The 14,282-nt window shown below is 54.9% G+C and carries 12 protein-coding genes; 7 read left to right on the forward strand and 5 right to left on the reverse strand.

The genetic code is table 11. From position 1 onward, the window contains the following. Nucleotides 1-72 precede the first annotated feature (72 nt). The 5 genes from rstB to ydgH all read right to left on the reverse strand — a co-directional run bounded on the left by rstB (nt 73) and on the right by ydgH (nt 5,480). Nucleotides 73-1,374, reverse strand: coding sequence for a two-component system sensor histidine kinase RstB (gene rstB / locus ACG0Z5_RS00330; RefSeq protein WP_394444768.1), 1,302 nt, complete (start codon nt 1,372-1,374; stop codon nt 73-75). A 24-nt stretch (nt 1,375-1,398) separates the two neighbouring features. After that, nucleotides 1,399-2,118 carry a two-component system response regulator RstA gene (gene rstA / locus ACG0Z5_RS00335; protein ID WP_394444769.1) on the reverse strand — a complete coding sequence of 240 codons (720 nt, stop codon included), beginning with the start codon at nt 2,116-2,118 and terminating at the stop codon, nt 1,399-1,401. Nucleotides 2,119-2,202: 84 nt separating this feature from the next. Continuing rightward, nucleotides 2,203-2,925 carry a dihydromonapterin reductase gene (gene folM, locus ACG0Z5_RS00340; protein ID WP_394444770.1) on the reverse strand — a complete coding sequence of 241 codons (723 nt, stop codon included), beginning with the start codon at nt 2,923-2,925 and terminating at the stop codon, nt 2,203-2,205. A 35-nt stretch (nt 2,926-2,960) separates the two neighbouring features. Further along, a complete protein-coding gene (locus tag ACG0Z5_RS00345; RefSeq protein WP_394444771.1) occupies nt 2,961-4,343 on the reverse strand; it encodes an amino acid permease in 1,383 nt (460 codons plus the stop codon). A gap of 177 nt (nt 4,344-4,520) precedes the next feature. Beyond that, nucleotides 4,521-5,480: a DUF1471 family protein YdgH gene (gene ydgH / locus ACG0Z5_RS00350; RefSeq protein WP_394444772.1), complete on the reverse strand. Its 960-nt coding sequence runs from the start codon at nt 5,478-5,480 to the stop codon at nt 4,521-4,523. A 523-nt stretch (nt 5,481-6,003) separates the two neighbouring features. Here ydgH and pntA point away from each other — a divergent pair. From pntA to ACG0Z5_RS00385, 7 genes are all read left to right on the forward strand, one after another. Beyond that, the gene (gene pntA, locus ACG0Z5_RS00355) at nt 6,004-7,533 is read left to right on the forward strand and encodes a Re/Si-specific NAD(P)(+) transhydrogenase subunit alpha (protein ID WP_394444773.1); all 1,530 of its coding nucleotides are present in this window, start codon (nt 6,004-6,006) and stop codon (nt 7,531-7,533) included. Between the two features lie 10 nt (nt 7,534-7,543). Further along, complete coding sequence (gene pntB / locus ACG0Z5_RS00360) at nt 7,544-8,932, forward strand: Re/Si-specific NAD(P)(+) transhydrogenase subunit beta (RefSeq protein WP_319630507.1); 1,389 nt, start codon at nt 7,544-7,546, stop codon at nt 8,930-8,932. Between the two features lie 108 nt (nt 8,933-9,040). Further along, entirely contained in the window at nt 9,041-9,679 is a 639-nt protein-coding gene (gene leuE, locus ACG0Z5_RS00365; RefSeq protein ID WP_394444774.1) for a leucine efflux protein LeuE, read from the forward strand. A 282-nt stretch (nt 9,680-9,961) separates the two neighbouring features. After that, nucleotides 9,962-10,594 (forward strand): hypothetical protein, encoded by a 633-nt coding sequence (locus ACG0Z5_RS00370; protein WP_394445057.1) that lies wholly within the window; start codon nt 9,962-9,964, stop codon nt 10,592-10,594. 393 nt (nt 10,595-10,987) lie between these two features. Continuing rightward, nucleotides 10,988-11,263: a metal/formaldehyde-sensitive transcriptional repressor gene (locus ACG0Z5_RS00375; protein WP_110508354.1), complete on the forward strand. Its 276-nt coding sequence runs from the start codon at nt 10,988-10,990 to the stop codon at nt 11,261-11,263. Between the two features lie 24 nt (nt 11,264-11,287). Then, entirely contained in the window at nt 11,288-12,406 is a 1,119-nt protein-coding gene (locus ACG0Z5_RS00380; protein ID WP_394444775.1) for an S-(hydroxymethyl)glutathione dehydrogenase/class III alcohol dehydrogenase, read from the forward strand. Nucleotides 12,407-12,563: 157 nt separating this feature from the next. Then, the gene (locus ACG0Z5_RS00385) at nt 12,564-14,252 is read left to right on the forward strand and encodes a methyl-accepting chemotaxis protein (protein ID WP_394444776.1); all 1,689 of its coding nucleotides are present in this window, start codon (nt 12,564-12,566) and stop codon (nt 14,250-14,252) included. Nucleotides 14,253-14,282 lie beyond the last annotated feature (30 nt).

Consider the following 14,282-nt stretch of genomic DNA (forward strand, 5'->3'; position numbering starts at 1 on the left):
TTCCCACTTTAGTTACAACATACTCATTAATTATTCACTATAAGCAGGCCGGCGACTTTGTGCAACGTTCGGTCAGGCAGGGGCGGTAAAGTTCAGTTGATGATCAACCGGCCAGCTAAAGCAGAAGCGTGCCCCGCCCAGCGGGCTGGCGTCGCAGGTCACTTCCCCGGACATCGCCAGGCCAATGGAATGCACAATCGCTAAACCCAAACCGCAGCCACCGGTGGCGCGGTCGCGGCTGGGATCGAGACGCACAAACGGCTCGAACACACGCTGGCGTTCATCGGGCGAAATCCCCGGGCCGTCGTCGTCCACCACCAGGCTGGCACGTCCGGCATGCAGCGTGAGGCTGACCTGGATCTGCTGGCGGCTGTAACGCATGGCGTTGTTCACCAGGTTATCCAGCACCCGTTCCATCAGGCGCATATCCAGCGCGCCATAATTACCCGGCGTGAGCTGCACCAGGGTCACGTCGCGCTGCGGATTGACGGTCTGAATATCTTCAATGTGGGCGGTGATCCACCCCGGCAGGTCAGGGGTGGTCAGAATCAGTTCGTTCTGCGGCCGGTCGAGGCGGGCGTAGGTCAGCAGTTCTTCGATAAGGGCTTCGAGCTGGCCGATATCTCGATTCAGCGCCTGAGATTCGGCTTCGGTCAGATTCTCGCTCATTTCCAGTCGATAGCGCAGGCGCACCAGTGGGGTACGCAGTTCATGCGCGATGCCGTCGGTGAGCTGCTTTTTACTGGCGATCAGCGCGTTAATGTTATCCGCCATCTGGTTGAACACCACCCCGAGCCGTTCGAAGCTCGACATGCTGTCAAAGTGAATACGTTCGGCAAGATGCCCTTCACCAAAGCGTTGGGCCGCGGTCTCAAGGCGCAGCATGTCCTGCCAGTGCGGTCGCATCCAGATAAACACCGGAAAGGCCAGCGACACGGCGATCAGCGCCAGCAGGGCGATATCCAGCAGCCGCATTTCGTGCAGGTAATAGAGATATGGCACCGGGCCAACGGCTAATACGTAATGACTGCGCGGAATGCGCTGGATAAAGGTGTACTGATCGTCGAGGGCGACGATATCCCCCCGGCGTAAATGCTCCATTGAGCTTTCGGCCAACTGGAATTTATTCAGTGGCTCAATGCGTAAATCGAAAGAGAGATTGAGGTCGAGCTCTTTAAGGGTTTTGCTCCAGTCCCGGGGCGGGATTTCGCGCAGTTCGCTGCGCATCAGGTACAGCGAACTTTTCATCAGGTCGTCGAGGGATTGTCGGCCCGCGCGTTCGGCGGTGAATTTGTACACCAGCCCGACCAGCATGGTCATCACCAGAAAGCAGACAAACAGCAGCAGATAAAACTGCACGAATAACTTTTTCATTTCTGGCCCCGGAAGTGCGGAAAATTAGTTATCCCAGGCGTGGGGCGCGAACAGATAGCCCTTATTACGCACGGTCTTAATTCGGTACGGCTCGGTTGCGCTGTCGAGCAACTTTTTGCGCAGCCGCGAAATGGCAACGTCGACGCTGCGGTCCATGCCGTCATAGCTCACGCCGCGCAGGTTTTTCAGCAGCGCGTCGCGGTCCATTATCTGTCCGGCGTGGGTGGCTAATTCCCAAAGCAGGTCGAAATCGGCTGTCGACAGGGTGACGTTCTCGCCGCTGAGTTGCACCTGACGGTTAACCGGATCGATAGCCAGGGTGCCAAAGCGAATCACTTTATGCGGAGTCAGACCGGAAGACGATTTCTCGCCCGCAGGCGCTGCGACGTGCTGGCGCAGATGCAGACGCAAACGTGCGAGCAGCACCGCAGGAGGCGTGGTTTTAAGAATATAATCACTGGCACCCATTTCCAGAGACAGAATATGGTTCATGTCACTGTCGAGCGAGGTGAGGAGCACGATAGGGCCTTGCCACTGGGGGCGTAAATCACGGCAGATGGTCATCCCGTCTTTGCCAGGTAGCATAATGTCCAGCAGAACCAGATCCGGTTTTTCGCGAAGAACCACTTCTTCGGCGCGGTCGCCGCGCGGTTCGACGATAACGTCTATATCATGTTTGCCGAGATAGGCGGCAATAAGGGACCCGACTTCCGGATCATCTTCCACAAAAACGATCTTATTCATAACCATCATGCATTGCGAAAAAAGCTAAAATACACCGCCACTCTGTAGGGGGCTATCAATCTTTCGTAAACACATCCGAAATACTCAGCGCAGCGGACGACCGCCGTCGACGCCAAACGAACGCCCGGTGACATAACAGCTGGTCAACAGGTAATCGACCAGATCGATAATCTCTTTCTCGCCAGGCGCGACTTTCATCAGCGACTTATTCAGCGCTTCCTGACGGTATTGGGCATCATCACTCTCATTAAACAGAATCAGCGCCGGGGCGATGGCGTTGACTTTCACTTCTGGCGCCAGTTTGCGGGCGAACGAGCGGGTCATATTGTCGAGTGCGGCTTTACTGGCGGCATAGGCGATGTGCTTGTCGCTACCTTTTTCGACCACGTAATCGGTAAAATGAATAATATCCCCGCCAGCATGGCCGTGGCCGCGCAATAACGGTTCGAGCGCATGGTTGAGCAGATAGGGGGCATTGACGTGGATTTGCATCATTTGCTGCATCACCTCGCTCAGCGAGGCCGTAGATTTTTCAGGCACCCAGGCGCTGGCATTGTGGAGAACCGCCCGCAGGCCATCGGTGTTTGCCTTCACGGTGTCAGCGAAAGCGAGGATCCCGTCATCAGTAGAGAAATCGGCGGCAATGCAGCGCGCCCCGGCACGCTCCAGCCCGTCGATGGCAGCATAGCGCGTGCGGTAGCTGACGATAACCGGCTGCTGTAGGTTCAGGAAATGGTGGGCAAGGGCGAGGCCGATCCGACGGCCTCCACCGGTAATCAGGACGGGGCGGGTCTGGCGTACTCCCATCGTTCTCTCCTTAGCGTCGCGATGGGGTAAGCGCGTTACCCCACTAATATCCACGTTGCCGGCACTGCGGCAACCAGTAATAAACCAATCAGCGCCATCTCACGGCGTTTCAGCACCTGATCCAGCTGATGGGTACGGCGGGCGTAAATAAACACCAGCAGACCCGGCGCATACAGCACGACTGACAGCAGCAGATGCATCGGGCCGGAAGCATACAATAACCATAAGCCATAAATGCAGGCGCCGATACCCACTGCTTTGTGCAGTGGCCGGGTCGCCATTTTCAGCAGGAAAGCGCCGACCAAGAAATACGGCACAAGGATCATTTCTGAGGCAATGGTCAGCAGGGTATTATAATCGGAACCGGTGAGCCAAATCAGGATCAGACACACCTGCACGCTGATGTTGGTCAGCCACAGGGAAGACGACGGCGCGTTGTTGTTATTCTGACGGGCAAAAATGCGTGGGAAGGCTTTATGCGTTGCCGCCAGATACGGGACTTCAGCCGCCATAATGGTCCAGCTCAGGTACGCCCCGCACACCGAAACAATCAGTCCCGCAGCAATCACCACTTCACCCCAGGAGCCCATCATGCGGACCATCAGGCCCGCCATCGACGGGTTGCGCATTTCGGCCAATTCCGGGCGTGGCACAACACCCAATGACAGCAGGGTAACCAGCAGATAAACGCTTAATGCGGAGAGAACCGCCAGCAGCGTTGCGCGGCCCACGTCTTTCTTATCGCGTGCCCGGGCGGAAACCACCACCGCGCCTTCAACGCCGATAAACACCCACAGCGTTATCAGCATCGTGCCTTTAACCTGCTCCCACACCGGTACGCCCAGCGCCACGCCGCTAAAATCGAGGGTAAAGGTATCGCTGCTGAACGCCATCGCGGCCAGAACGATAAACAGGCCGAGCGGAACCAGTTTTGCCAGCGTCGCCACCAGATTAATGCTCGCCGCGGTCTGCATCCCGCGCAGCACCAGACAATGCACCACCCACAAAAGCACCGAGGCACCGAGCATCGCTTGCCAGGTATTCCCGTCGCCAAACAGGCGCAGTTCAGGCGTATCAGTAAAGAAGCTCAGGGCTGAAAAGACGATAACCAGGTAGGACACGTTGGCAATCACCGCGCACAGCCAGTAACCCCAGGCCGAGCAAAAGCCAATCAGCTCGCCAAAACCTTCCCGGGCATAGGTGAAAATCCCGCCGTCGAGATCGGGACGAATACGGGTCAGCAGTAACATCGCGAACGCGAGGAACAAAATGCCCACGCCGGTAATCGCCCAGCCGATAAGCAATGCGGAAGGGCTGGCCACTTCGGCCATATTTTGCGGCAGGCTGAAAACACCTGCGCCGAGCATTGAGCTGAGTACCAACGCCGTCAGGGCGCTAAGACCGAGTTTCTTTTCCATGAGCATCCTGTCGAAGGAACAATAACAGCCAGAATATTTATTTGGCTAAAACGCATAAAAATGGAGGATTACGCTACGGCGCGCGATTTTACGGAGAGAGTCGTTGGCTTGCAATGACAAGGGCCAGAAAAAATAAAAAAAGGCAGCCGGGGCTGCCTGATTGCAGAGATAAAGCGATTACTTATACAGGTCGGCGCTGATGGTCATGTTGCCACCACGTTCCTGCCACTGGCGGGTAATGTGGTAGTACTTAGCCCCTTTCTTCGCGGCACGTTTAGCAACCTGATAAGAAATCTCGGTCATGTTGCCGTAGTTGCCGGTGAACTTAACGCTGTCGAACGGCACCATCTGCGCGGCGGTGACTTTGTTCAGCTCTTCGATTTTAGTGCCGTCTGGAAGCGTTACACTGTAACGTCCGCCTTGGGTTGACTGAGTTTCGAAGAATCGTCCTACGCCTGCGCCACCCGCAGCGACACCCACGGTGGATGAGGTTGCCACGCCTGGGATTTCAACTTTCTTGGCTGCTTCACCGCCTTGAGCCAGTGCCGCACGGCCTGCCTGCGAATCGGCCGGGATAGCGTCCGGGCTCTGAACAACGCGTTTCTTCGCATCGGCTTTATAGATGTAGGCCGTAACACGCTGGTTACCGCCGTCGTTAGCATCTATCTGACGTACGATGAAGAACGAGTCGGCACCTTTGGCTTTCGCCGCTTTCGCGATGGCGGAGTTCACGTCAGGCTGGCTGCGATAGAAACCCTGCACGGTTACGGTGTCGAAAGGCTCAATCAGGGCAGCCTGATCTTTCGGCAGTTCCGTCACGCCGCCGATCACGCGGTTTTGAACCACGTCAGCTTTCGGGGCATCTTGCTTATAAAAGTCGGCGGTTACGCGCCAGTTGCCGCTGCCGGAGAAATCGGAAGTATCGACAACATAGAAGGATGCAGCACCCTCTTTGTCAGCTTTACGGGAAACAGCATCCACAGCGTCACCAATGGCATTAAAACGACCGGTGATAACGATACGATCGTACGGCTTGAGGGCTGCCGCTTGCTCCGGCGTTAACTCGGTCGCTGCACTGGCAGAAAAGGCCGTTGCAGACAGAAGAGCGGTTGCCAGGAGGGTGTACTTAAGCTTCATAAAAATAATCCTTCGCCTTTCGCAAACCAGGTACTGGTAGTTGTTAGTGACTAAAACGTCGATGATTATTGCATTTAATTTGCGTCACTGTCTGCGTGATTTTGCTCATCTTGTGCGACCTCGATAACGGCGCAAGATAACTTTTCACGATATGTTGTAGAAACGGGCAGTTGACCAGCAAAAGCGATAATCGATATGACTTTTATAAGTTAATGTAATGTTAATACGAGGTAACACTGCCGCGAATAATCATGTTTTACCGCTTCGCTTAAGCGAATTATCAGGCTCCTCCGGCAAAATCAGGTAAATATTACTGCCTGACACCTGCATAAGTGACTTTTCCCTAATAAAATCACAATTACTGTTTTCTAACGCTAGATCACAACCGCTATTTTCAGTAGGTTATAGAAAGTTTGTTACTGTTTTATTTTCCGGGTGCTCGCCTCTTCGCCAGTCCATACTGCCAGGGACGGAACCCAACAAAACAACAAACCATCATTTATCATCGATGGAAGGGAAAACTATGCGTATTGCGGTACCAAAAGAGACGCTGGCCCTGGAAACCCGAGTTGCAGCCACGCCGAAAACGGTGGAACAGCTGCTTAAACTCGGTTTTACAGTGGCTGTGGAAAGCGGGGCCGGTAAACTGGCGAGCTTTGACGATCGTGCCTTTACCGAGGCGGGCGCTGAAGTCGTCAGCACCGAGGCCGTCTGGCAGTCTGACATTATTCTTAAGGTGAATGCCCCAACGGATGCAGAAATTGCGCTGCTCAATCCCGGCACCACGCTGATTAGCTTTATCTGGCCGGCACAAAATCCGGAACTGATGGCGAAACTGGCCGAACGTAATATCAACGTTATGGCGATGGATTCCGTGCCACGTATTTCGCGCGCACAGTCTCTTGATGCCCTGAGTTCAATGGCCAACATCGCCGGGTATCGTGCGATTGTTGAAGCCGCCCATGAATTTGGTCGTTTCTTTACCGGGCAAATTACCGCTGCCGGGAAAGTGCCCCCGGCTAAAGTGATGGTGATTGGCGCCGGTGTTGCCGGTCTTGCCGCCATTGGGGCGGCCAACAGCCTCGGGGCCATCGTTCGAGCCTTCGACACCCGCCCTGAAGTAAAAGAGCAAGTGCAGAGTATGGGCGCCGAGTTCCTCGAACTGGATTTCGAAGAGGAAGCCGGGAGTGGCGACGGCTACGCCAAAGTGATGTCCGAAGCCTTTATTAAGGCAGAAATGGAACTCTTCGCCGCCCAGGCAAAAGAGGTCGACATCATCGTCACCACCGCGCTGATACCGGGCAAACCTGCGCCGAAACTGATCACCCGCGAAATGGTTGACTCCATGACCCCGGGCAGCGTGGTCGTTGACCTCGCGGCCCAGAACGGCGGTAACTGTGAATACACCGTGCCGGGTGAGGTGTTCACCACCGCCAACGGGGTGAAGGTGATTGGCTATACCGATCTCGCCGGTCGCCTGCCAACGCAGTCTTCTCAGCTGTATGGCACCAACCTGGTGAACCTGCTTAAACTGCTGTGCAAAGAAAAAGACGGCAACATCACCATCGATTTTGACGATGTCGTGATTCGCGGTGTGACCGTGGTGCGCGAAGGTGAAGTCACCTGGCCTGCACCGCCGATTCAGGTCTCCGCTCAGCCGAAAGCGACGGCGAAAATCGACACCACGCCGATTGAGCCTGAAGCCCCGAAATCCCCATGGCGTAAATATGCGCTGATGGCGCTGGCCATTATCCTGTTTGGCTGGCTGGCAGACGTTGCGCCGAAAGAGTTCCTTGGTCACTTCACCGTGTTCGCGCTCTCCTGCGTGGTCGGTTATTACGTGGTGTGGAACGTTTCTCATGCGCTGCATACCCCGCTGATGTCGGTCACCAACGCCATTTCAGGGATTATCGTGGTGGGTGCGCTGTTGCAAATCGGTCATGGCGGCTGGGTAAGCTTCCTTAGCTTCATCGCCGTGCTGATTGCCAGCATCAATATTTTCGGTGGCTTCACCGTGACTCAGCGCATGCTGAAAATGTTCCGCAAAGGGTAAGGGGTAACACATGTCTGGAGGATTAGTTACAGCTGCATACATTGTTGCCGCGATCCTGTTTATTTTCAGTCTGGCAGGGCTTTCTAAACACGAAACGTCACAGCAGGGCAACTATTTCGGTATCGCCGGGATGGCCATCGCGCTGATTGCCACTATCTTTGGGCCTGAAACCGGCAACGTCGCCTGGATCCTGGTGGCGATGATCATCGGTGGAGCCATCGGTATTCGTCTGGCGAAGCGCGTAGAAATGACCGAAATGCCAGAGCTGGTGGCGGTGCTGCACAGCTTCGTGGGTCTGGCGGCGGTGCTGGTGGGCTTCAACAGCTACCTGTATCACGAACCGGGCCTGGAACCGATTCTGGTGAATATTCACCTGACTGAAGTGTTCCTCGGCATCTTCATCGGGGCGGTGACCTTCACCGGTTCCATCGTGGCGTTTGGTAAACTGCGCGGCAAGATTTCGTCCAAACCGCTGATGCTGCCGAACCGTCATAAAATGAACCTCGCCGCGCTGGTGGTTTCCTTCCTGCTGATGGTGATGTTCGTTCGCACCGAAAGCGTGGGCCTGCAGGCGCTGGCGCTGCTGATTATGACCGTTATCGCGCTGGCTTTTGGCTGGCATCTGGTGGCGTCTATTGGCGGGGCAGACATGCCGGTTGTGGTGTCGATGCTGAACTCCTACTCCGGTTGGGCGGCAGCGGCGGCGGGCTTTATGCTCAGCAACGACCTGCTGATCGTGACCGGTGCGCTGGTCGGTTCGTCCGGTGCTATCCTGTCGTACATCATGTGTAAGGCGATGAACCGGTCGTTCTTCAGCGTCATCGCGGGCGGTTTCGGTACCGACGGCTCCTCGACCGGTGCGGATGAAGAAGTGGGTGAACACCGCGAAATCAGCGCGGAAGACACCGCTGAAATGCTGAAAGGCTCGCAAACGGTGATCATCACCCCAGGCTACGGCATGGCGGTGGCACAGGCGCAGTATCCGGTGGCGGAAATTACTGAGAAGCTGCGCGCGCGCGGCATTAAAGTACGCTTCGGTATTCACCCAGTGGCAGGTCGTCTGCCGGGTCACATGAACGTGCTGTTGGCGGAAGCTAAAGTCCCGTATGACATCGTGCTGGAAATGGACGAAATCAACGACGATTTCCGTGACACCGACACCGTACTGGTGATCGGCGCTAACGACACCGTTAACCCGGCAGCGTTGGACGATCCGAAGAGCCCAATCGCCGGAATGCCGGTGCTGGAAGTGTGGAAAGCGCAGAACGTTATCGTCTTCAAACGTTCGATGAACACCGGTTATGCTGGCGTGCAGAACCCGCTGTTCTTCAAAGAGAACACCCACATGCTGTTCGGCGATGCGAAAGCCAGCGTGGATGCTATCCTGAAAGCGCTGTAATCCCGTCAGAAAATAGGTAAATAAAGCCGTCTTCCGTTAAAAGGAAGGCGGCTTTTTTGTTATGATGGCCGTCACATTTTGAAATAGCAGCAGTGAAGGGAGAACAGCGTGTTTGCGGATTTCGGCGTACTGAATTACTGGACCTACGTGGTGGGGGCGATATTTATCATTCTGGTTCCGGGGCCCAATACCTTATTTGTGCTCAAGACTGGGGCCGCCTACGGGATTCGCACCGGCTATATGGCCGCGCTGGCGGTGTTTATCGGTGATGCAGTGCTGATGTTCCTCTCCTACGCAGGCGTCGCGACGCTGATTAAAACCACGCCACTGCTGTTTAATATCGTGCGTTACCTTGGGGCGATGTACCTGCTGTACCTCGGCATTAAAATGCTGTGGGCAGTCATCAAACAGAAGGGCAGCGAGCATACTCACACCGCCGATCAGCGCAGCACCATCTTTAAACGCGCGCTGACGCTGAGCCTGACCAACCCGAAGGCTATCCTGTTCTACGTCTCATTCTTCGTGCAGTTTATTGACGTCCAGTCCAGCACGCCGGGTCTGGCATTTCTGATCCTCGGCGTCACCCTGGAAATGGTCAGCTTCGTTTATCTGAGTTTCCTGATTGTCTCCGGTTCGGTCGTCAGCCGTTTTGTCGGTAGCCGTAAGAAATTGGTGAAGCTCGGCAACAGCCTGATTGGCCTGGTGTTCGTCGGGTTTGCTGCACGACTGGCGTCGTTACAGTCGTAATATTTCTGTCAATATGACCAGCATTCAAACCACGTCCTTGGGCGTGGTTTTTGCTTTTAAGGGGGGGCTGGAGGCTGTCTAGCCACTGACGAGAACAGAATAGAGCTGCATATGTGCAGACGGTACGACATAAACCTTGTTCACTATTTATCAGGCGAACGGCGTTAATTTATAAATAAACATAATACTGGCTGGCTTCTTCGATAATGGCACAGAGGGCTTAATGCTTTCTTAAGGTTTACCTCATACTCGTTAAATAGTTTTTAACAGGCTACCCGCATGATGAATTTTAATACCACACTTACCCCTGCTACGGCCCTGCTGGCTATTATTAGTTGCTTGATTCCCTTTGCTTCAGATATACATCTGCCTTTATTGCATGGGCATACTGTTGCCATGATCGAGAACTCACAAGCCATTTTACTCTTACTGGGTGTCGTGCTCACCCTCGGTTATATGAAACCTTTTCAACTCACTGAGGGATCCCGGCAATTCTGGCTATGGTCTGTTTTGTGGTGGGTTGTGCTATTGGGCCGGAGTACCAGTTGGGGGCGAGATTATTTCCCCGAATTACCCAAAGTCGTGTTTCGAAGCATTTCTGTAATTCTCATTTCCAGCCTTGTTCTTTCATTCCTGCTTTCATCGACGTTACGTAAAGCGATAGCCGTTCGGATTACCCTTTGGAGCATCCCATTGTGGACCTGCTCGCTGGTTATCGTTACGTTTTTACTGGCAGATACAGTTGAACATCATCTTTTGTTATCCCCGATTTTCCTGCATAACGGACACTACCAAGACCTCATTGAAGAGTTGTTTGAAACACCCTTCATCCTTGGTTTGCTGCTGATTTCATTCGATCTCATGAAGAGGGAAGTGAAATACAAACAGCGAAGAATGACCTTCACCTTGAATTAAATACAACAACCAGCTAGTTATATTGATTTATGTTCCTTCAAATTTTCTGTTTCGCAGCCTGCTGTTTATTTAGCTGGTGTCAGGCAATTAAGTACTAAATGCGACCGCCCTGCGTTTAATTGTTGAACATTCTCATTGTAGCCACACCCGCTTCGGCGGGTTTTTGCTTTATTTGCCGTCAATTAATTCTGACCCGCTAATTTTGTTATGTAAGCCGCGGCGCTGATTTCATCCTTCACATCGTCATTCTTCAGCCTTTTTTAGCATAGCGTGCTGCAACGCAGCATCTGATTTTTACATTATTGGCAACCTGCTGATAAAAATGAAAAAGTGAATGTATACAGGCAGATGTTAAAAAGTTACTATACCCCCCTACAGTATATGGGAGGGCTTATGCCGCACTCACCTGAAGATAAAAAGCGCGCTCTGACGCGCGTGCGTCGTATCCGCGGGCAGGTCGATGCGCTTGAACGAGCGCTGGAATCCGGCGAGCCGTGCCTGAATATCCTGCAACAGATTGCTGCCGTGCGCGGGGCCGCCAACGGCCTGATGGGCGAAATGATTGAAATGCATCTTAAAGACGAGCTGGTGACGGGCGAAACGACTGCCGACCAGCGTGCCGCGCGTATGGCGGAAGTCGGTCATCTGCTACGATCGTATTTAAAATAACTGACAACAAGGGAAGAGACGGAAATGAAATCACGTGCTGCAGTTGCGTTTGGCCCGGGCCAGCCGCTGAAAATTGTTGAAATCGACGTTGCGCCGCCGAAGAAAGGCGAAGTGCTGGTCAAAATCACCCATACCGGCGTGTGTCATACCGATGCTTTCACCCTGTCCGGTGACGATCCGGAAGGCGTCTTCCCGGCGGTGCTGGGCCATGAAGGCGGCGGTATTGTGGTCGAAGTCGGTGAGGGCGTGACCAGCCTGCAACCGGGCGATCACGTTATTCCGCTGTACACTGCCGAATGTCGCGAGTGTAAGTTCTGTAAATCCGGCAAAACCAACCTCTGTCAGGCGGTGCGAGCCACTCAGGGCAAAGGGCTGATGCCGGACGGCACCACCCGTTTCTCTTACAACGGCGAGCCGATTTATCACTACATGGGCACCAGCACCTTCAGCGAATACACGGTAGTGGCTGAGATTTCCCTCGCGAAAGTGAACCCACAGGCACCGCTGGATAAAGTGTGCCTGTTGGGCTGCGGCGTCACCACCGGGATCGGCGCGGTGCACAACACCGCGAAAGTGAAAGAAGGCGATAGCGTGGCGGTCTTTGGGCTGGGCGGCATCGGCCTGGCGGTTATTCAGGGCGCGGTACAGGCCAAAGCCGGGCGGATTATTGCCGTTGACACCAACCCTGAGAAATTCAAGCTGGCGGGTGAGATGGGGGCGACGGATTTCGTCAACCCGAAGGACTCCGACAAGCCGGTACAGGACGTGATCGTCGAATTGACCGACGGCGGCGTGGACTTCAGCTTCGAGTGCATCGGCAACGTCAACGTCATGCGTGCCGCGCTGGAATGCTGCCACAAAGGCTGGGGCGAAAGCGTGATCATCGGCGTTGCGGGTGCGGGCCAGGAAATCAAAACCCGTCCGTTCCAGCTGGTGACCGGGCGCGTGTGGCGCGGTTCGGCGTTTGGCGGCGTGAAGGGGCGTACCCAACTGCCGGGCATGGTCGAAGATGCGATGGTCGGCAAAATTAATCTCGATCCGTTCATCACCCACCGTCTGCCGTTAGACAAGATCAACGAAGCCTTTGATCTGATGCACGAAGGTAAATCTATCCGCACCGTTATCCATTTCGGCGATAACTGATGCTCAGGCCAGCGGGGTTCCTCCGCTGGCTTTTTCCCGCTTTATGTTCAAAGTGTGACCGGTGTAGCGCTTTTACCGGTAAGCAATCTCGCTGCCAGGCCGATGACAATCTTACGGGCGTTTTGATACGCCTCTACAATAAGAGAGTCGATAAGCCATGGACAAATCAGCCGTAGGGCAAAAGTCGCAAACCGTTAGTTTTTTACATCACATCCGTCTCGTGCCGCTGTTCTCCTCGATTCTGGGCGGGATCATGCTGCTGTTCGCATTGAGTTCGGGCCTGGCGGGCTATTTCCTGCTGCAGGCCGATCGCGACCAGAGCGACGTCACGCAAGAATTAGAAGTGCGGATGGGGCTGTCGAACAGTTCAAACCATCTGCGCACCGCGCGAATTAACCTGATCCACGCCGGGGCCGCCAGCCGTATTGCTGAAATGGACGACATGAAGCGCAATATTGCCGAAGCGGAGCTGCGGATCAAACAGTCGCAGGACGGGTTTAAACAGTATGTGAATCGCGAAGTGAAAACCCCGGCCGACGAAGCGCTGGATGGTGAAATCAACGCGCGCTATAACGCCTACATCGACGGGATGAAACCGATGCTGAAATATGCCAAAAACGGCATGTTTGAGGCAATCATCAACCACGAAAACGAACATGCCCGCCTGCTGGATGCTGCCTATAACGACGTATTGCTGAAAGCAATTAAGATCCGCAGCGACCGCGCGCAGCATCTGTCTGAAACCGCGCATCAACGTACCCAGTTGGGCCTGGCCTTTATGGTCGGGGCGTTTGCACTGGCGCTGGTTCTGACTCTGTTGACCTTCGTATCGCTGCGCCGCACGGTGATTAACCCGCTGCGCCGGGCGTTGCATCGCATTGAACAGATTGCCGACGGCAATTTGACCCTTCCAGAGGAAGCCTCCGGACGCAGTGAAATTGGCAAATTGAGCCATGACCTGCAAAAAATGCAGAGCGCGCTGGCCCAAACGGTCGGAACGGTACGTCAGGGCGTGGAAGAGATCTACCGTGGTACCAGTGAGATCTCCGCCGGTAACACCGATCTTTCTTCCCGCACCGAACAGCAGGCCGCGGCGATTGAACAGACTGCCGCCAGCATGGAGCAACTCACGGCGACGGTAAAACAAAACGCCGACAACGCCCATCACGCCACCAAACTGGCGGAAGATGCTTCCGGCAAAGCCACCCGCGGGGGACACATTGTCTCTGGGGTGGTGGCTACCATGGGCAATATCTCTACCAGTTCGAAGAAGATTTCCGAAATCACCGCCGTCATCAACAGCATTGCTTTCCAGACCAATATTCTGGCATTGAACGCGGCGGTAGAAGCTGCCCGCGCGGGCGAACAGGGCCGTGGATTTGCGGTGGTGGCGAGCGAAGTCCGCACCCTGGCCAGCCGCAGCGCCCAGGCGGCGAAAGAGATTGAGGGGCTGATCAGTGAATCCGTCACCCTGATTGAGCGGGGATCTGGCGAAGTGGTTGCGGCGGGCAGCACCATGAGTGAAATCGTGGCCGCGGTGAAGCGCGTGACCGATATCATGCTGGAAATCGCTGCGGCGTCTGATGAGCAGAGCCGGGGCATTTTGCAGGTCAGCCAGGCGATTACTGAAATGGATAGCGTCACCCAGCAGAACGCCTCGCTGGTGGAAGAAGCCTCTGCCGCTGCCGGTTCGCTGGAGGAGCAGGCCGCACGTCTGACCGAAGCCGTCGGCGCATTCCGTTTGCAGCGGGGCGGGACGGGGCATCAACCCAAACCCTCAGCCGGAACAACCTATGTACCGCAGCGCCCGGCGCTGGCCGAGGGCGATAACTGGGAAACGTTCTGATTGTTTAGGGAATAATGCCCGGCGGCGTAA

The organism is Scandinavium sp. M-37 (assembly GCF_043558715.1).
Lineage (GTDB): Bacteria > Pseudomonadota > Gammaproteobacteria > Enterobacterales > Enterobacteriaceae > Scandinavium > Scandinavium vulneris_A.

What these genes read in the sequence shown, in the direction of transcription:
- rstB (WP_394444768.1), bottom strand. Translation starts at nt 1,374, where the DNA reads ATGAAAAAGTTATTCGTGCAGTTTTATCTGCTGCTGTTTGTCTGCTTT.
- rstA (WP_394444769.1), bottom strand. Translation starts at nt 2,118, where the DNA reads ATGAATAAGATCGTTTTTGTGGAAGATGATCCGGAAGTCGGGTCCCTT.
- folM (WP_394444770.1), bottom strand. Translation starts at nt 2,925, where the DNA reads ATGGGAGTACGCCAGACCCGCCCCGTCCTGATTACCGGTGGAGGCCGT.
- ACG0Z5_RS00345 (WP_394444771.1), bottom strand. Translation starts at nt 4,343, where the DNA reads ATGGAAAAGAAACTCGGTCTTAGCGCCCTGACGGCGTTGGTACTCAGC.
- ydgH (WP_394444772.1), bottom strand. Translation starts at nt 5,480, where the DNA reads ATGAAGCTTAAGTACACCCTCCTGGCAACCGCTCTTCTGTCTGCAACG.
- pntA (WP_394444773.1), top strand. Translation starts at nt 6,004, where the DNA reads ATGCGTATTGCGGTACCAAAAGAGACGCTGGCCCTGGAAACCCGAGTT.
- pntB (WP_319630507.1), top strand. Translation starts at nt 7,544, where the DNA reads ATGTCTGGAGGATTAGTTACAGCTGCATACATTGTTGCCGCGATCCTG.
- ACG0Z5_RS00370 (WP_394445057.1), top strand. Translation starts at nt 9,962, where the DNA reads ATGAATTTTAATACCACACTTACCCCTGCTACGGCCCTGCTGGCTATT.
- ACG0Z5_RS00375 (WP_110508354.1), top strand. Translation starts at nt 10,988, where the DNA reads ATGCCGCACTCACCTGAAGATAAAAAGCGCGCTCTGACGCGCGTGCGT.
- ACG0Z5_RS00380 (WP_394444775.1), top strand. Translation starts at nt 11,288, where the DNA reads ATGAAATCACGTGCTGCAGTTGCGTTTGGCCCGGGCCAGCCGCTGAAA.
- ACG0Z5_RS00385 (WP_394444776.1), top strand. Translation starts at nt 12,564, where the DNA reads ATGGACAAATCAGCCGTAGGGCAAAAGTCGCAAACCGTTAGTTTTTTA.